18 protein-coding genes are annotated in these 18870 nt (G+C 35.4%); 7 read left to right on the top strand and 11 right to left on the bottom strand.

Annotated features, from left to right (window positions below; genetic code table 11):
• Nucleotides 1–3: 3 nt before the first annotated feature.
• Nucleotides 4–2790, bottom strand: coding sequence for an excinuclease ABC subunit UvrA (gene uvrA, locus ACFO7M_RS10585; protein WP_379719158.1), 2787 nt, complete (start codon nt 2788–2790; stop codon nt 4–6).
• 243 nt (nt 2791–3033) lie between these two features.
• On the opposite strand from uvrA, the gene ACFO7M_RS10580 reads away from it, so the two are divergent.
• Nucleotides 3034–3618: an RNA polymerase sigma factor gene (locus ACFO7M_RS10580; RefSeq protein WP_379719155.1), complete on the top strand. Its 585-nt coding sequence runs from the start codon at nt 3034–3036 to the stop codon at nt 3616–3618.
• 50 nt (nt 3619–3668) lie between these two features.
• Nucleotides 3669–3812 (top strand): hypothetical protein, encoded by a 144-nt coding sequence (locus ACFO7M_RS10575; RefSeq protein ID WP_379719152.1) that lies wholly within the window; start codon nt 3669–3671, stop codon nt 3810–3812.
• Between the two features lie 25 nt (nt 3813–3837).
• Here the strand turns inward: ACFO7M_RS10575 and ACFO7M_RS10570 are convergent, their stop codons facing one another.
• Nucleotides 3838–4497: an endonuclease III domain-containing protein gene (locus ACFO7M_RS10570; RefSeq protein ID WP_379735555.1), complete on the bottom strand. Its 660-nt coding sequence runs from the start codon at nt 4495–4497 to the stop codon at nt 3838–3840.
• 108 nt (nt 4498–4605) lie between these two features.
• Here ACFO7M_RS10570 and bcp point away from each other — a divergent pair, with 108 nt between their 5' ends.
• On the top strand, nt 4606–5058 hold the full coding sequence (gene bcp, locus ACFO7M_RS10565; protein WP_379719146.1) for a thioredoxin-dependent thiol peroxidase: 453 nt from the start codon (nt 4606–4608) through the stop codon (nt 5056–5058).
• 33 nt (nt 5059–5091) lie between these two features.
• Here the strand turns inward: bcp and ACFO7M_RS10560 are convergent, their stop codons facing one another.
• A complete protein-coding gene (locus tag ACFO7M_RS10560) occupies nt 5092–6564 on the bottom strand; it encodes a TonB-dependent receptor (RefSeq protein ID WP_379719143.1) in 1473 nt (490 codons plus the stop codon).
• Between the two features lie 86 nt (nt 6565–6650).
• Here ACFO7M_RS10560 and ACFO7M_RS10555 point away from each other — a divergent pair, with 86 nt between their 5' ends.
• A complete protein-coding gene (locus tag ACFO7M_RS10555) occupies nt 6651–7415 on the top strand; it encodes an MBL fold metallo-hydrolase (RefSeq protein ID WP_379719140.1) in 765 nt (254 codons plus the stop codon).
• A gap of 3 nt (nt 7416–7418) precedes the next feature.
• A complete protein-coding gene (locus ACFO7M_RS10550) occupies nt 7419–7886 on the top strand; it encodes a hypothetical protein (RefSeq protein ID WP_379719137.1) in 468 nt (155 codons plus the stop codon).
• 55 nt (nt 7887–7941) lie between these two features.
• On the opposite strand, the gene ACFO7M_RS10545 is transcribed toward ACFO7M_RS10550, so the two are convergent.
• From ACFO7M_RS10545 to ACFO7M_RS10515, 7 genes are all read right to left on the bottom strand, one after another.
• A complete protein-coding gene (locus tag ACFO7M_RS10545; protein ID WP_379719134.1) occupies nt 7942–8118 on the bottom strand; it encodes a hypothetical protein in 177 nt (58 codons plus the stop codon).
• 213 nt (nt 8119–8331) lie between these two features.
• The gene (locus ACFO7M_RS10540) at nt 8332–8982 is read right to left on the bottom strand and encodes an alpha/beta hydrolase (protein WP_379735553.1); all 651 of its coding nucleotides are present in this window, start codon (nt 8980–8982) and stop codon (nt 8332–8334) included.
• Nucleotides 8983–9306 carry a DUF4870 domain-containing protein gene (locus ACFO7M_RS10535; RefSeq protein WP_379719128.1) on the bottom strand — a complete coding sequence of 108 codons (324 nt, stop codon included), beginning with the start codon at nt 9304–9306 and terminating at the stop codon, nt 8983–8985.
• Entirely contained in the window at nt 9306–10559 is a 1254-nt protein-coding gene (locus ACFO7M_RS10530; RefSeq protein ID WP_379735552.1) for a dihydroorotase, read from the bottom strand. Before ACFO7M_RS10530 ends, ACFO7M_RS10535 begins: the two co-directional genes overlap by 1 nt.
• Nucleotides 10556–12484 (bottom strand): vWA domain-containing protein, encoded by a 1929-nt coding sequence (locus ACFO7M_RS10525; RefSeq protein ID WP_379735550.1) that lies wholly within the window; start codon nt 12482–12484, stop codon nt 10556–10558. The genes ACFO7M_RS10530 and ACFO7M_RS10525 overlap by 4 nt, the downstream gene beginning before the upstream one ends.
• A gap of 102 nt (nt 12485–12586) precedes the next feature.
• Nucleotides 12587–13096 carry a DUF4442 domain-containing protein gene (locus tag ACFO7M_RS10520; RefSeq protein ID WP_379735548.1) on the bottom strand — a complete coding sequence of 170 codons (510 nt, stop codon included), beginning with the start codon at nt 13094–13096 and terminating at the stop codon, nt 12587–12589.
• Nucleotides 13097–13170: 74 nt separating this feature from the next.
• Nucleotides 13171–14517 (bottom strand): DEAD/DEAH box helicase, encoded by a 1347-nt coding sequence (locus ACFO7M_RS10515; protein WP_379735546.1) that lies wholly within the window; start codon nt 14515–14517, stop codon nt 13171–13173.
• A gap of 135 nt (nt 14518–14652) precedes the next feature.
• Between ACFO7M_RS10515 and ACFO7M_RS10510 the strand changes: the two genes are divergently transcribed.
• Complete coding sequence (locus tag ACFO7M_RS10510; protein ID WP_379735545.1) at nt 14653–17205, top strand: PAS domain-containing protein; 2553 nt, start codon at nt 14653–14655, stop codon at nt 17203–17205.
• Entirely contained in the window at nt 17202–17588 is a 387-nt protein-coding gene (locus ACFO7M_RS10505) for a response regulator (RefSeq protein ID WP_379719110.1), read from the top strand. Before ACFO7M_RS10510 ends, ACFO7M_RS10505 begins: the two co-directional genes overlap by 4 nt.
• Nucleotides 17589–17647: 59 nt before the next feature.
• Here ACFO7M_RS10505 and dnaN read toward each other — a convergent pair whose 3' ends face one another.
• A complete protein-coding gene (gene dnaN / locus ACFO7M_RS10500) occupies nt 17648–18766 on the bottom strand; it encodes a DNA polymerase III subunit beta (RefSeq protein ID WP_250600958.1) in 1119 nt (372 codons plus the stop codon).
• Nucleotides 18767–18870: the final 104 nt, after the last annotated feature.

Here is an 18870-nt window from a genome sequence, read left to right as displayed (position 1 = left end):
TTTTTATAGTTTCTCCGCTAAGTAGTGAGCAGTAATTGATTTTTTGTTTTTGACTATTTCTTCCGGTGTTCCGAATGCAAGTAATTGTCCTCCATTTTCTCCACCTTCAGGTCCAAGATCAATGATATAATCAGCACATTTTATTAAATCCAGATTGTGCTCAATCACAACAATGGAATGACCTTTTTCAATTAGAGCTTCAAAAGAAGCTAATAGTTTTTTAATATCGTGAAAGTGTAAACCAGTGGTAGGTTCATCAAAAACAAATAAGGCTTTGTCTTTCGTTGCTCCTTTGACTAAGAAAGAAGCTAGCTTAATACGTTGTGCTTCTCCACCGGAAAGGGTTGAAGATGATTGTCCCAATTGAACATAACCTAAACCTACATCTTGTAATGGCTGCAGTTTCTGAACTATTTTGGTTTGGTTTTTTTCTTTGAAGAACGCTAAGGCTTCATCAATGGTCATCGTAAGTATGTCATCAATATTCTTTCCTTCGAATTGTACTTCCAATACTTCTTTTTTGAAACGTTTTCCACCACAGGTTTCGCAAGGAAGCGAAACATCAGCCATAAATACCATTTCTACATTGATAGAACCTTCTCCTTTGCAGGTTTCGCATCGACCCCCATCAACGTTGAACGAGAAATGTTTGGCTTGATACCCTCGATTTTTGGATAATTTTTCTTTGGCGTATAAATCACGAATGTCATCATAAGCCTTGATATAGGTAACCGGATTGGAACGGGAACTTCTTCCGATTGGATTCTGATCTACATATTCAATATGTTTGATGTGCGAATAGCTTCCGGTTAGTTCAGAAAATTGTCCTGCTTTTTCACCTACACCTTCAAGTTGCTTTTGTAATGCAGGGAAAAGTATTTTTTTTACCAATGTGCTTTTTCCTGAACCTGAAACTCCTGTAATTACAGTCAAAACATCTAACGGGAAAGTTACATCTACATTTTGCAGATTGTTTTCTCGAGCACCTTTTACTTCAACAAAATTTTTGAATTTTCTTCTTTTCTTCGGAACAGCAATTTCTAATTGGCCATTTAAGTATTGCGCAGTTAATGAATCCGATTGTAATATTTCCTCAAAAGTTCCCTGAGCCACTAGTTCACCACCGAAGGTTCCGGCTTCTGGACCAATGTCAATAATCATGTCGGCCGCTTTCATGATATCTTCATCATGCTCTACCACAATCACCGTATTTCCTAAATCTCGGAGCGACAACAATACTTTGATTAATCGTTCGGTATCTTTAGGGTGTAAACCAATACTCGGTTCGTCTAAAATATACATAGAACCTACCAAACTACTTCCCAACGAAGTAGCCAAATTGATACGTTGTGACTCACCACCCGAAAGTGTAGCGGAATTTCGGTTTAAAGTAAGGTAATCCAATCCAACATCCTGTAAGAAGGACAATCGGTTATTGATTTCGATTAAAAGTCGTTTCGCTACCTTTTCATCGTACTCTGAAAGTTGTAATTCTTTGAAAAAAGGAATTAATTTCTTGATTGGTAAATCTACTATTTCAGATATCGTGATACCACCAACCTTAATATTATTAGCTTCAGGACGAAGTCGTTTCCCTTTACAAGCGTTGCATTTTGTTTTTCCGCGGTAGCGAGATAGCATTACCCGGTTTTGTATCTTATAATTTTTCTCCTCTAACTCTTTGAAGAAATCATTCAGTCCTTCAAAATATTGGTTTCCTCTCCAAACCAAATCTTTTTGTGCGTCGGTTAACTGGAAATAAGGCTTGTGTATGGGAAAATCAAATTTATGACTATTGTTAACCAATTGATCTCGATACCAACTCATACTTTCACCGCGCCAAGGGAAAATAGCGTTTTCATATACCGATAAAGCGGTATTGGGAATCACCAAGTCCTCATCAATTCCAATTACATTACCGTAGCCTTCGCACTGTGGACAAGCACCATAAGGATTGTTAAAGCTAAATAAATGAATATTGGGTTCTAAGAAAGTTAGTCCGTCCAATTCAAAATTGGTACTGTATGAAAAGCGTTTCTCCGTACTTAATTCTTGTAAATAGCAAATTCCTTTTCCTTCATAAAAGGCGGTTTGAACAGCATCAGCTAAACGATTGTAGAAATCTTCTTCATGTTTGACAACGATTCTATCAATGATTAAAAGAATGTCTTTATTGTCTAAGGAATGTTGATCGATTTCGTCCAAGCGAATCATTTCGTTATCTACTAAAATACGAGCAAATCCTTGTTGTAATAATACTTTGAGTTTGTTCTCCAGTTGGCGGCCTTCTTCCAGATGGATAGGAGAGAGTAACAACCATTTGGAATCGGCTTCAAAAGTTTGAACATCATTCATCACATCCGAAACCGTATTTTTTTTCACTTCCTGCCCAGAAACAGGAGAAAAAGTTTTACCAATACGTGCAAAAAGTAATTTGAGGTAATCGTAAATCTCCGTAGAAGTTCCTACCGTTGAACGCGCGTTAGTGGTATTCACTTTTTGTTCAATGGCAACCGCCGGAGCGATACCTTTGATATAATCTACTTTTGGTTTGTCCAAACGTCCCAAAAACTGACGGGCATAACTGGATAAACTTTCAACATAACGGCGCTGACCTTCTGCATAAAGTGTGTCAAATGCCAAACTTGACTTCCCTGAGCCGGATAAACCGGTAACCACTACAAGTTTATTTCGAGGAATAGCAACATCTAAATTCTTTAAATTATGAATTTGTGCTCCTTTAATAAGAATGTTTTTTTTGGGCTCAAGGGTTGATATATCGGGATTCATATACTGAAGTCAATTTCGACAAAGTTAATCATTAATCTACTTTTTTTGACGCCCTATAACTCATTTTTGATGTAATTATTTTCCTAATAAATGTTAAAAAATGAATTTTTTGTTGCTTTTCTAAAAAAAATAACACTAAATTTGGCTTACCAAAACACTAAAACAAAAGCTTATAACACAAAAATACTTTTTATAGAGATATTCTCTGCAAGATTAAACACCCAAAATCTAAAAAGTATTGTTATGGCTATTACTCAACTCCCAGACGCTTTATTAGTTAAGAACTACATTGATGGTAATGAAGAAGCATTGGCTATTTTAATTGATAGACATCAATCCAAAATCTATGGATTTATCTATTCCAAAGTTTTTGATAGAGACTTAGCAGATGACATCTTTCAGGATACCTTCATTAAAGTAATCAAAACATTAAAAAGCAACTCTTATAACGAAGAAGGAAAGTTTTTACCATGGGTAATGCGTATTGCCCACAATCTGATTATTGATACGTTCAGAAAAGATAAAAAAATGCCTTTTTACCGCGAGACAGAAGAATTTTCTATTTTTTCGGTTATGGCCGATAATAGTCCCAACGTGGAAAGCCAAATTATTACCGAACAAGTTGAAAGCGACTTGTTACGATTAATCGAGGAATTACCATCGGATCAGAAAGAAGTTTTGGAAATGCGTATTTATCAAGACATGAGTTTTAAGGAAATTGCAGATATTACAGGTGTTAGTATCAATACAGCACTAGGAAGAATGCGTTATGCCTTATTGAATCTGAGAAGAATTATTGAAAAAAATCAAATTATTTTGACGAATTAAGCAATATATAGATAGAGGTTGCGTTATACTTATAAATCTAAATTAAAAGTATGGCGAAACTTTACACTAAAGAAAAAAATGTTGCTACCGAGATGTCTCCAAAACAAGAAACTATCGATTTTATTCTGAGCTATTCTAAAGCACTGAAAATTGTTAAGGTAGGAACCGAAGAATTTGAATTGAATTCAAACTAAAACAACTAAAACGAAAAAACGCCCATTATGAGGCGTTTTTTTTATGGTATTCGTCTAATACACTTTTTCTTCCGATGGTTTTAGTGATAATGTCTTTCTCTAAATTCCATCCTCGTGCCGGTGAATATTCTCTTCCGTACCATATAATTTGAAGATGTAAATCGTTCCAGGTTTCTTCAGGGAATAATCGCTTGGCATCGGCTTCGGTTTGCTGTACATTTTTTCCATTGGATAAATTCCAACGGTACATCAAACGATGGATGTGGGTGTCTACAGGAAATGCAGGAACACCAAATGCCTGACTCATTACTACACTAGCCGTTTTATGTCCAACAGCGGGTAAAGCTTCTAACGCTTCAAAATTTTGGGGTACTTCGCCGTTGTGCTTTTCAATCAGTATCTGTGATAAACCGTAAATACCTTTAGATTTCATTGGAGAAAGTCCGCAAGGTTTGATGATTTCTTTAATTTCTTCAACCGAAAGTTTGACCATATCATATGGATTGTCTGCTTTGGCAAATAGGAGTGGCGTAATTTGATTCACTCTTACATCTGTGCATTGTGCCGAGAGCAACACTGCAATTAATAAAGTATACGGGTCTTTATGATCCAAAGGAATAGGGATTTCTGGATATAATTGGTCCAATGTGTCAATTACAAATTGTACTTTTTCGGCTTTTGTCATCTGAAACTATCAATTACGAATTGTAAAATGCGAATGTATGATTTTAATCTAAGATTAGAAACTCAATAAACTTTGTAACTTTGGCATTCAATAAATAGAAAAGCATCAATGACTACATTACAAAAAGGAGACAAAGCTCCAGCATTTTCAGCTGTCGATCAAGACGGAAATGTGCATACATTATCAGATTATAAAGGAAAGAAATTAGTGGTTTTCTTTTATCCTGCGGCCAGTACACCAAGTTGTACGATTGAGGTGTGTAATTTGAGAGATAATTACAGTTCGTTTATTAAAGAAGGCTATGCGTTGTTAGGTGTGAGTGCCGATACGAAAAAGAAACAGGCTAATTTTAAAAGTAAAAACGAATTGCCTTTTCCACTTTTGGCAGATGAAGATAAAAAAGTTATTGAAGCCTTTGGTGTTTGGGGACCGAAAAAATTCATGGGCAGAGAGTTCGACGGTATTCACCGAACTACTTTTGTAATTGATGCCAATGGTGTTATTGAAGAAGTAATTCTAAAAGTGAAAACTAAAGAACATGCAACGCAAATTTTAAAATAAAAAAAAGCAGGTTAACTACCTGCTTTTTTGTTTTTATGCCGTCTCGGTTTCTACCGAATTGGGTTCTTTGTAACCAAATAAATGATCGCGCTTAATCAACTCAGCAATTCCTTCAGGAAGCATTACTTCCCATCCCGGTTTGTCTTTACTGATCATTTTCAATACTTCTCTTGAGAAGATTTTTAAATGCGATTTATCAAAATCGGTAATGTCAATTACTTTTCCATTGTAAGCAAAGAATTTATACAATTCTTTCATACGCGGATGAACTTTAAGATTTTGCGAGTTCAAGATTACTCCATGCTCGTCTTCCATCGGATACAAATAGACTTTTAAATCACGATAGAATAACTTACCAAAAGCTTCTAAGATTCCACCGCTTAAGTGACGATAGTATTTCTCATCAAAAATATCCACCAGATTGTTAACACCTAATGCCAATCCCATTCTTTCTTTAGAATAGTTAGAGAAGTATTCCACTACTTTGAAGTATTCCTGGAAGTTGGAAATCATTACGGTTTGACCTAACGAACACAGTAACTCGGCTCTGTCCATAAAGTCTCTTTCGTCAATTTCACCGTCCGAACGTAAGTTGGATAGCGTAATTTCAAAAACAACTAACGTATTTTCTTTCTTTACTTTATTTTCATCAATGAACATTTGTAATGATTTCTCATACATGTCCATATTTACTTTGGTTACCGGGCGGAAACTACCGCGCAATGCTAAAATGTTTTTCTTATACAATACCGCAGCTGGAAGAATGTTTTTACCGTTGGGATCAAACATTACCGCATCGGTCATTCCGTTTTTAACAAGTTGTAAACTCATTAAGCGATTGTCAACCTCTGCAAAACGAGGTCCGGAAAAGTTAATGGTGTCAATCTCTAATTGATCTTTGTCGATATGATCGTACAAATAACGCAATAAACGTTTCGGATCATTATATTTATAGAAAGCACCATATATTAAGTTGACTCCAAGTTTTCCTAAGGTTTCTTGTTGTAAACGAGCATCAGTCTCTTTAAATCGGATGTGTAATAAAATCTCGTTGTACGCTTCGTCCGGTTCGATTTGGTATTTGATTCCTACCCAACCGTGACCTTTGTATTGCTTCGCAAAATCAATTGTGGCTACTGTGTTGGCATAACTGAAAAACATTTTGGATGGATGTTTCTCTCGTTTCAAACGCTCCTCAATCAGTTCTACTTCATAATTGAGCATTTTGCGCAAACGGTTTTCGGTAACATAACGACCATCATCTTCAGCACCATAAATGGCATCACTGAAATCCTTATCATACGCTGACATTGCCTTTGCAATTGTTCCTGACGAACCTCCGGCTCTGAAAAAATGACGAACGGTTTCCTGTCCGGCACCAATTTCAGCAAATGTTCCGTAAATGTTTGCGTTTAGGTTGATTCTTAGGGCTTTGTCTCCTATCGATGGGATAGATTCAATGTCTTTGTCTCCTTTTAATTTGATTTCTCTCTCTAGATTTTTCATCTTCATTGACTAAATACCCTGCAAAGGTAATGAATGCGTTATTTTTTATCAAATATTATTTACTTTTGTAAAAAAGCAACTCGCAATTGAAAGTTTACTTCTTAGGTACCGGTACTTCACAAGGCATTCCTGTTATAGGAAGTCACCATCCAGTTTGTCTTAGTGACAACCCAAAAGACAAACGTTTTCGCGTTTCTGTTTGGGTAGAATGGGACGATTATTCGTTTATCATTGATTGTGGTCCCGATTTTCGTCAGCAAATGCTGCTGTCTAATTGCCCCAAAATTGATGCCATTTTTTTTACTCACGAACATGCAGATCATACAGCAGGTCTCGATGATATCCGTCCTTTTTTTTATAAACAAGGTGAAATCCCTATTTACGGACATCCACGTGTTCTCAAAAATCTGGAAAAAAGATTCGATTATATTTTTGCAACCGAAAATAGATATCCTGGCGCTCCAGGCGTTTTTCCTTTCGAAGTTCATAATAACGAAACTATTGAGATCGATGATAAAGTAATTATTCCTATTAACGCTATGCATGGAGATTTGCAGGTTTTTGGCTATCGATTCGATAAATTTGCCTATTTGACCGATGTGAAAACTGTGGCAAAAGAGGAATTGCACAAATTGGAAAACTTAGAGGTATTGGTTATTGATGCTTTACGTATCGATTCGCATCCAACACACTTCAATCTCGAGGAAGCACTCCGTTTTATCGAATTGGTGCAACCTAAAAAAGCATATTTAACCCATATTAGTCATGTGCTCGGGTTCCATGACGAAGTTCAAAAAAGATTACCCAAAAATGTGTATTTAGCTTACGATAATTTACAAATCAATTTATAGTTTATGAAAAAGTTACTTTTGTACGGATTTATTTTTTCGGTGTTGGTCAATATTTTTCAACTGATGTATGCCACTAAAAAAGCGGATTTCGAAGGTGGAAATCATGAAAAATACAAACAAAAAATGAAGGATTCCATCTCTAAAATTGTAGCTGAAAAAGAGGAAGGAGATTATTTCTCATTGGCGCATAATGACAATGCAATCAATTATTATGATGGGATTGATGTGAACCAATTGATGCCGCAAATCAAAGAACAATTGATGGAATACAATAATAATCCTAAAGGAAATTCTCTGATTTCTTATGAAGGTATGGTGCTCAATAAAGTTCGTTTTTTAAACCATAGGTGGATTATCGCCGATTTTACAGGTGAAGCCGGATGGGGTGAAATCATCATCAAATACTTTGTGGAAAAAGACGGTAAGGTAACTTTCGAACCTGCCGAAACATTATTATACCCACAACAGTAAAGAATTAGCAATAGTAGTAATAAAGAAACAGTCGGTTTGTGCCGGCTGTTTTTTGTTATGTCAATAGTGCTGCTTGTGGAGCCTCGATCGTCGCTTGTGGAGCTTCAGTTATCTGTTGCTGAGTCAATAGTACTGATTGTGAAGCTTCGATTGCCGCTTGTGAAGCTTCGATTGCCGCTTGTGGAGCCTCGATCGTCGCTTGTGGAGCTTCAGTTTTCTGTTGTTGAGTCAATAGTACTGCTTGTGGAGCCTCAATTGCTGCTTGTTGAGCTTCTGTTGTGTGTTGTAGAGTGGGTATTGTGTGTTGTTGAGCCGATAGCTTTTATTGTGGAGTCAATGTTATGTATTGCAAAGCCAATATCGTCAAATACCGATAGCATTTACTAATTATGTTTCACTAAATACGTTGGACTAAAATAAAAAAGACTCCATCCGGAGTCTCTTATTATTTTGTTTCATTCAACCAATTCCTGAAATCGTAAAAATTTTGAGGAGCAACACCGTGTCCCACTGGATATTCTTTGTACACATTCTGAATGCCAAGGTTGTCAAGAAGTGGTTTAGCATTGCGAGCCCATTCTACTGGAACTACTTGGTCTACATTACCATGAGATGCAAATACTTTAAACGTACTAAAGTCATTTTTGTCGTAGTTGTCTATCGCAATTTCTTCATTGAAATAACCACTCATCCCAACAATACGCTGTACTTTTTGTGGATACGATAATCCAACGGCATAGCTCAAAATACATCCCTGACTAAAACCAATTAAAGTAACATTATTTGCATCAATTGGATAATTGACAAGTAATTCGTCAATGAATTGTGCAATCAAATCTCTAGAAATTCTCGCTTGATCCAAATCGGAAAACTTTTTGGCATCAGCATCAAAATTAATCGCATACCACGCATAACTCCCATACATCATATCATAGGGTGCACGTGCAGAAATTACATAATATTCGTCGGGTAATTCTGTTGCAAATGAAAATAAATCTTCTTCATTACTGCCGTAACCATGCAATAACAGCAATAAAGGGTTTTTGTCTAATTTTTGTTTCGGTTCTCTAACCAAATGGTATAATGATAACTCCATTTAAATGTTTTTGAAAATTTTTTGAAATAAATCACCTACTAAAGGGATTGATTTGGTTTCTCCTTTTACCGCAGTAAACATACCATACATTGCCAATACCGAAATAGCGACCCACATTGACATGGTTGCCATTGGAATATTGAAGTTCGATAAAAGTAAGCCTAATGCGACAAATGTAATGGTTAGTCCCAATCCTTGTCGAATATGAAACGAGGCAAAGGTCGATTTGTCTTCTCCGCTGTTCATTGACATGGCAACTAGTGGTCCGATTAATAAGATATAACTGATGATGGCTGCGCTTTTGCCTTTTGTATTGTCTTCCATTATTGTAATTCTAATTGTTGCTGATTGTAAATTCCATATGCTTTTCCTTGCATGTTGCTTCCTAAAAAAGCAGAATTTTTTGATTTTGAGAGTAGGTTGGATGCCTCAAATGTCCAATTTCCTTCCGGATTGAATAGGGTAAGATTGGCTTCTTGTCCTTCCGAAATGGTAACCTCGGGTAAACCTAAAACGCTTCTTCCTGAAGTTAGTTTACTTACGATAACTTCTGTTGGGAGTACCGTTTGTAATGCACCAAAAGCACTTTCTAATCCAACTGTACCGTTTTTGGCCAAATCAAACTCTAATTTTTTGTGTTCAATATCAATCGGATTGTGATCAGAAGTAATACAGTCAATGGTATTGTCTAAAACGCCTTCAATTAAAGCCTTTCTGTCGGCTTCTGTTCGTAGCGGTGGACTAACTCTATAATTGGCATCAAATCCGTTTAAAACATCGTCTGTAAATACCAATTGATGGACTGCTACACTGCAAGTGACTTGTAATCCTTTGGCTTTTGCCTCGCGAACTAGTGCTACTGATTTTGCCGATGATAATGTAGGAATGTGTAGTTTTCCGCCGGTGTATTCTAAAATAAAGAGGTTTCTGGCGATAATTAATTCTTCTGCTAATGCAGGAATGCCTTTTAATCCGAGTTGGGTCGAAGTGATGCCTTCATTAACAATGCCTTTTCCTTTGATGTGGTTGTCTTGCGAAAAGGCGATGACAGTTCCTTCGAAATCTTGGGTATATTGTAATGCAATTTTTAACAAATTGGCATTGTCTAAACTTTTATTATAATCTCCAAAAGCAACAGCTCCCGCATTTTTCATGTCGAATAGTTCCGCTAGTTCAACACCATCACTGTTTTTGGTCAAAGCGCCTATTGGGTATAATGCAGTTGCAAATCCATGGGCTTTTTGTCGTACAAAATGAACTTGTGACTGATTGTCGATTACTGGTTGTGAGTTGGGCTGCAACGCAATTCCTGTAAATCCGGAACGGGCAGCAGCTTGCAAACCGTTGGCAATGGTTTCTCTTTCTTCGTAACCGGGCTCGCCTAAAGAAACACTTGTGTCAAACCATCCTGCAGAAACATGTAAATTAGGTAACTCAATTTCCTGAAAGCCGTCTTGTGATTGAATAGAATTTCCTATTTTTTCTATCGTTCCATTACTAATTTTAATATCAACGATTTGATTGTGAAAAGGATTTTTAGCTTCAATAATTCGGGCGTTTCTGATAATTAAGCTCATTTTATAAATTTTTGTATAAGTAATTCAAGTGCTAGAAACAGTAGTGCAAAAATAAGAAACCATTTCCAAATCTGATTGTCGGTGCGCTCGATTTGTAAGGTGTCAAAGAAGTTTTCTATACTGTCTATTTGGTTTGTATTGGCTAAGCTTTCGCTGCTGGGTTCGGTTAAAATACTTTCTCTTCTATCGTAGTTGAAACTAAGAAGACCTACATCATTTTTGTTTTGGATAATACTAAAATTCCCCGCACCTTTTGGACTATCACCACAGGTGATTTTGATTTTGTCGTCCATGATTTGTTGCATGGGTATAAATTCTTCTTCCTTATTTTTAATCGAGACTACTTCGTCTTTAGAAACTTTAGCAGCTACAACCACAGGTTTACTATTACCAATGGTTTCAAATTTGACTCCGTTCTTTTCATTGCTCATTCCCATCTTATAGAAGGTAGGTACAATCAATGGTGAATTCTGAAAATTGCTATTTTCTTTATTGATAGCTGCCGAAAACACATAGACTGCTCCCGAATTTTTATAGATTGTAGATAAAAATGCCGTCTGATCTTCATACAATATGGCTTGTGATGCCGCCGATTTGATAGCGAAACTTTCTTTTACCGAAGGGTATTGGAAATTACTGATTTTCTTCTCAAATACATTCGAAAACAAAGGGTTGGAGAAGTTGATCTTGGTTATTTTCTTTTCCTGTTGTTGGGATGAAAGAAATTGAACACCCCCGAAATTAGCCATAAAGGTATTCAGATTACTGATGGGAGTTTTTGTTGAAGGAATAACGACTAAATTGCCTCCTTTGCTCACAAATTGTTTTAAATTGGTAAACATAGCCATCGGAATGTTGTCCAATTCATTCAAAATGATAGCATCTTGCTTGCCTATTTCGCTATAATTAAGAGTGTTGAGTGCTACATTCTTATAGTTGAAATCCGGTTGTGTGTAAATCTTTGATAAGAAATTGCTTTTGCCGCTATCTCCAATACTCAATACATTACAGATTTCTGGTTTTGAAATATTGAAATAGAAGGTATTGTCAAAACTCAAGCTATTATCGTTAAGTGAAACGTAACCGTTGAAGTTGTCTTTAGGAATCGTAAAACGCAAGGTTTGTTTGCGTTGGTTGAGTTGTAAAATAGCTTTGGCAATTAAATTTTCTTTATTGTAGATCGAAACTGGGATCGATTTGTCTTCTTCAAAATTAGAAGAAACAGTTACACCAATTTCATAGAAATTATCCAACACCTGTGAAACAAAAACACTGTCAATAGCAATGTTTTCAAGTTTTTCCGCTTCGGGTATAATGAAATACGATTTGGTGTTTTCCGGCATTTGGTCAAGATTAGCCGTTTTTAATCCAATGGCATCGGTAATAACCAGAATATCTTTGCCACGATTGCTGTTGTGCGATTTGACTTTGATTAAAGCATTTTCCATCGAAAAGGGTAGGGCGCTATACGATAATTGCTGTAAATCCTTTTCAATCGATTTGATATTGGTGTTCCAGTAATCTTCGCTGTTGGTAACCACCGAAAGTGGTAAATCTTCTGGCGCATGTTCGAGTAAATCTTGAACAGCACGTTTGAGTAGTTCGCCTTTTTGTCCTTTGGCCTGCATACTGAACGAATTATCCAATACGACAAACAATTCATTGTTTTTACTTTCGCTGTCTTTGGCTTTGAAAAAGGGTTGGGCAAAGGCAAAAACCAATGCGGCTAAGAGCAACAATCGACAAGCAAGTAATAAGTATTTTTTGATTTTTGAACTTTTCCGGGTTTGAATGGCAAGTTCTTTCAGCAATTTTACGTTGGTGAAATATTCTTTTTTAAACTTCCGTAATTGAAACAAATGCACTAAAACAGGTATAACCAGTAAAAATAGAAAGTAGAGGATTTCCGGGTGTTTGAATTGCATTCAGTTTAGTGTTTACTTTACAAGGTCTTGCTAATCGGAGTTTAGTAATTTCGTCTGCCAAAGATAATTATGAATTGTCAATTGTCAATTATTAATTCATGATTATTTCTTCTTCTTTTGTTTGTAAAATTCTTTATCTGCAATATAAATCGTTTTCTCCACTTCACAAAAAACAGTTTCACCCGACTGGTTTGTAATTTGTGTAGTTTTGATATGCTCGGTTTCTTTATTTTCCTTAACTTTTTGTAGTATATCTTGAAGTTCTTCGTCAGAAAATTCAAAAGAGGCATACATATGTTCTCGAGCCGGTCGTTTAAATCGAATGTGCGCCGATTTATCCCAAACGATATATTCTTCCTTGAGGATATACATTAATTGTATCATCGGAATAGGATCAACAGCAGCAAATAAACTACCCCCGAAAATAGAACCAACATAGTTTCTGTTTTTATAACTCAAAGGTATTTTGATTCGTACCAATTTCAAATCATTTGAAACGTGTTCGATACGGGCAGTACTCCTACGATACATAGGAGATAAGTTGAATCCCACTTTGAAAATAGTAGACTCTTTAAGGAATTTTTTGGCTATTCGGCTTAACTGTTGGTACATATTCTAAATTTGATTTCAAAGATAGATATAAAATAAAATCCCCAATCAGTTGATTGAGGATTTCGTATAATGAATTATTTCTTTTTCTTCTTTTGTGCTCTCTGACGTTCAACTGCACGGTTACGTGGAGCTGTTTTACGTGGTGTACGTTTACCTGGTCCGCCAAGATTTACTTTTTTGTTTTTTTCTGATTTCTCGTGAAAAGCTGCATTTTCGCTTACTTTTGGCTTTTTCATCAAGAATTTTACCTTTTGTTTCTCTTTTTCAGGTCCAATCAATTGAGTGGAGATTTCAACTGTTGATGGTAGCTCAAAGATGGCAATCTCTTTTTCCATCAATAACTCAGCTTCGACTTTAATGTCTTCTTCTCGCGGTGCAATGAAACTGATGGCAATACCACTAGCATCGGCACGCCCCGTACGTCCTATACGGTGAATGTATTGTTCCGGAATTTCAGCCATTTCAAAATTTATCACATGTGAAATACCGGAAATGTCCAAACCACGAGCCATAACATCGGTAGTGATTAAACCTCGTAAAGTTCCGTTTTGGAAGTCCTGCATAGTCAACAAACGATAGTTTTGTGATTTGTTCGAATGAATAACACCAAATTGTCCAGGAAATTCAACTTCGATTTTATCCAAAAGCATATCGGCAATCTTTTTGTTGTTCACAAAAACCAATATTTTATCTAAAGTTGTATCACTATTCAATAAATGTTTTAGTAAATTGACTTTAGTATTGAAATTAGGAACATGATACGATAACTGCTCGATTTTTTCCAATGGTGTTCCTGATGGAGCCAAAGAGACTTCTTCCGGGAAATCAAAATAGTCATTTAGAATTTCATCTACTTCATCGGTCATTGTAGCCGAGAATAAAATATTTTGACGCTTTGTTTTTAGCATTGCTAAGATCGAGGTCAATTGCGGACGAAATCCTAAGTTGAGCATTTCATCAAATTCATCAATAACTAACTTTGTTACTTCTTGAAGTGATAAAACACCATCTAACGATAAATCCATTATACGACCGGGTGTTCCCACCAATATGTCGATACCTTGATAAACTTGATTTTTTTGAGTATTGATGTTAACACCTCCATAAATCCCTAGCGTTCTAACCGACATATACTGGGTTAGTTTTTCGATTTCTTCTACAACTTGAACCACTAGCTCACGAGTAGGAACCAAAATCATAATTCTGGGATTGAACGTGTTTACAAACTTATATTGTTTAAGTAAGGGTAGCAAATAGGCAAATGTTTTTCCAGTACCTGTCTGAGCAATTCCCATCATATCGCGCCCCGACATAACCACAGAAAATGATTTCTCCTGAATAGGTGTAGGAGTTGTTAATTGTAAGTCGTCAATTGCTTTTTGTAAAGATTTTGGAAGGTTGAATTGCTCGAATGATGCCATCTTGCTCTATATATTTTATGCAAAGGTATTGTTTAAAATTCATATTTGTCAATTATGGAGCGCATTCATCGAAAAAAAATAGTTTTTTACGAATTATTCTGCTATATTGTACGTATAAATTCATAAGTGAAATAAATGCTAACCTCAAACCGTTTATCGTTACATTTTTCAAATGAACAATTTGAGATTCTTCTGAATTTGTACCAATCTTCATTTACTAGTTTTAATTCGATTGATCAGGTTCAAGAGGAAATAGTGAAATCGGTAGCTTTAGGCTTAAGAATACCTAGAGTAGGAATTTGGAAATTTGAAAATGATTTGCTCAAGTGTGAAAAGCTACTTCTTGCCAATTCTAAGGAATTCATTCAGTATGAGGCACTAAAAAAAAGTGATATCCCCATTTATTATGATTTACTACAAAAAGGAGCACCGGTAATTGCCAGCAATGCCTTCAACGATTTTCAGTTTGCAGAACTAAAAGATTCGTATCTGGTTCCATTAGACATTCAAAGTATTATGGATGTACCAATTTTGGAAAATGGTGAACTGGTAGGGATTTTATGCTGCGAATCACAAGGTGAGATTAAAGAATGGAACGAAAATGATATTGCTTTCGCTCGTTCTGTCGCCGATATACTAAGCCTCATCACGCAAGCATTCAAAAGAAAACAAAGTGAAAATGAACTGATCGAAAACCAAAAGCGATTTAATTTTATTTCCGAAAATATCTCGGACGGTATTTATATCATCGAAAATGACCAAATGGTTTTTGCATCTAAACGATATTATGAAATGATCCGAATGAGTCCTGATGAAAAACAGGATGCCCATCAGAAGGATATGTTTCATTTGGTTCATCCTGATGATTATGATTATGTTAGAAGCTTTATTTATGGTTCATTAGCGAAACAATTGCCTTCTTTTAAGTATGTTTTTAGACTTAAACGTGGCGATGGTACCTATATGTGGCGTGAAGATATCATGAATGTTCATTATAATGAAGTGGGTCATCCTTTTCGCGCTGTAACTATCGCTAGGGATATTACGCAGGAAAAAGAACAAGAATTCGAAGCCGAAGCCTTGCAAGAAACATTGGTTGTTCAAAACAACCTGCTTCTTAAATTGTATAGTGCTTCAGAGAAAAAAAGTATAACTGGCAAAATTACAGAAATAATCACTGTGGCCGCCAATGGACTAAATATTGATAGATCAAGTTTCTGGGTTGTCAAGGGTGATAAATTGGTTTGTAGAAAGCTCTATGATAAAATTGAGAACAAGTACAGGAAAGAAGGTTTTTTTGAAACTCGGAATATACCCAAATATATTGCAGCGGTTAATAATCAAATGGCTTTGGTTGCCGATGATGTCTATACAAACGAACATACTGCTGAATTGATTGATAATTACTTAAAACCTTTGGGAATAACCGATATGCTGGATATTCCTATTCGGGCTAATGGAAAATTTTATGGAGTGCTTTGCTGCGAACATAGAAATGATCCACGAATTTGGAATGAGAATGATATTTCATTTGCACGAGCTTTAGCTGATTATTTGAGTCTGGCACTTGAAGAAAATAAACGCAAAAAGGCAGAACGAAAACTAAAAGAGAGTGAACAGCAACTTCGACTTATCACAGAAAATACCTCGGATGGTGTTGTTGTTATTGAAAAAGGAGTAGTAACTTATTGTTCGCCATCCTATTCTAAGTTGTTGAATTATCCTAAAAAAGAATACTTGCGATTTACAATTGAGGATCTTTTTGAACGAGTTCATCCGGATGATAGGGAATCTGTAAAAATGAAGATTTATGATTGTCTTTCGAAAAAATTAAAGGAATTCAAGTATGAGTTTCGATTTAAAAGTGCTGACGGCTATTATTATTGGAGGGAAGAGTCAGTAAATGTAATTTATGATGAAGATTCGAATAAATACATCAAGTACATTATTGTTTCAAGAGACATCTCCAAACGAAAAGAAGAAGAGAAAGAACGAAATAGACTTCATAGAATTACCGAAAAGCAAAACGAAAAACTGATAAACTTTACGCATATCGTTTCTCATGACATTAGGTCCCATACGAGTAATCTGGCAATGATTCTTGATTTGTTCGAAGAATCGGATAACCCCGAAGAGCAAAAGGAATATTTCAAAATGCTAAAACAAAGCACAAACAAGTTGTCAGACACTATTTTCTTTCTTAATGAAACGGTAGCTGTTCAAAGTGGAATTAGTAATGAAAAAGTGAAGTTAAATCTTAGGGATGAAATTCAAAAGGCAATTCTGGGTATTAGCGCCATAATCAAAACGAGTAATGCGGAACTAAACATTAATGTTCCTGAAAATCTGGAAATTGAAGCAACACAATCGTATCTAGAAAGCATTATTTTTAACCTATTAACGAATGCGATCAAATACAAATCAAAAGATAGAAGTCCTGTAATTAATATTACAGCTTCAAAAACAAATGATGAAATCAAATTGATAATTGAGGATAATGGTATCGGAATTGATTTAGAGAAGAATAAGGAAAAGATTTTTGGAATGTACAAAACATTTCATGGTAACCCGGATGCGGTAGGATTGGGGTTGTTTATGGTGAAAAACCACATTGAGTCTATGGGTGGTAGAATAGAAGTGAATAGTGAAATAAATAAAGGAACAACATTTAGTCTGTATTTTATATGAGTAAAATTAAGATGACTTACATCGTTGATGACGATACAATTTTTGTTTTTGTTTTGAAAAAACTCCTTGAAAAGAATGGGAATTTTGGAAAAATGATTGATTTTAAAAATGGTAATGATGCAATTGATGTATTATTTGGTAGTGAATCCGAATTGCCTTGTGTGATTTTACTCGACTTGAATATGCCTATATTGGATGGCTGGCAATTTTTAGACCAATTGGAAGATTCTAAATTGAAGGATCAATTGAATGTCTATATTATGTCTTCCTCTATCGATCGGAGTGATATCGATAAATCCAAGAAATATTCGATCGTGAAAGATTTTATATCCAAACCGGTTAATGCCGATAAACTGGATAAAATTCTTTCCGATTTAAGTTAAAAAAAACCATCAGATATACTGATGGTTTTTTTAAGAATTGTATTGGGTTAGTTATACGTTTAGTTATTAAGCATTACTGGCATTACTAACATAGTTACAGTTTCTCCTTCATCTAATCCGTCAATTGGTGTTAAAATACCGGCGCGGTTAGGCATCGACATTTCAAGCATAATCATATCACTTTGTAAATTAGTTAGCATTTCAGTTAGGAAACGTGAATTGAAACCGATTTGCATATCATCACCTTGGTAATCACAAGTCAAACGCTCCTCTGCTTTGTTTGAATAATCAATATCTTCTGCAGAAATATTCAATTCAGCACCAGCAATTTTTAAACGAATCTGGTGGGTAGTTTTGTTAGAGAAAATAGCCACACGACGAACAGAACTTTGAAATTGTGTTCTGTCAATCATTAATTTATTAGGATTTTCTTTTGGAATAACTGCTTCGTAATTTGGATATTTCCCATCAATTAAACGACAAGTCAATACATAATTGTCAAAAGAGAAAGTAGCATTGGCATCGTTATATTCGATAGTTACTTCAGCATCCGAAGTAGATAAAATACCTTTTAAAATATTCAAAGGCTTTCTTGGCATAATGAATTCAGCTACTTGAGATGCCTTAACATCAGTACGAGCATATTTCACTAATTTATGAGCGTCAGTAGCCACAAAAATTAAACCTTCTGTAGAAAACTGGAAGAAAACACCACTCATTACCGGACGTAAATCATCGTTACCGGCAGCGAAAATAGTTTTGCTAATAGCTGTCGATAATACTTCTGCAGGAACTAAGGTTTTTGATGGCTCTTCTAAATTTACAGATTTTGGAAATTCTTCTCCTGGTGCATAAGCTAACGCATATTTACCTGATTGAGAACTGATTTCTATAGTGTTGTTTTCTTCAACTGTAAAAGTTAAGGGTTGTTCAGGGAAAGTCTTTAAAATTTCTAATAACAACTTTGCCGGAACAGCTACACTTCCTTCACTCGTAGAGTCGATAGAAAGCGTCGCAGACATAGTGGTTTCCAAGTCAGATGCAGAAACTACCAACTGATTTTGTTTTAATTCAAACAAAAAGTTATCTAAAATAGGTAAGGTGTTACTGCTATTGATAACACTACCTAAAACTTGTAATTGTTTTAATAAATAAGAACTTGATACTATAAATTTCATTTGCATCTTTTTATATATTTCTTCTTTCGAATGAAGACTTTTTTACATTTTACAAATATATCGTAAACGAATCAGTATTGAAAACATTTTTATCAACAAGAATT

It is taken from the genome of Flavobacterium sp. GCM10023249 (assembly GCF_042653365.1).
Lineage (GTDB): Bacteria > Bacteroidota > Bacteroidia > Flavobacteriales > Flavobacteriaceae > Flavobacterium.
Note: the sequence above shows the minus strand (reverse complement) of the source record. Positions and strands in the feature narration are given on the sequence as shown.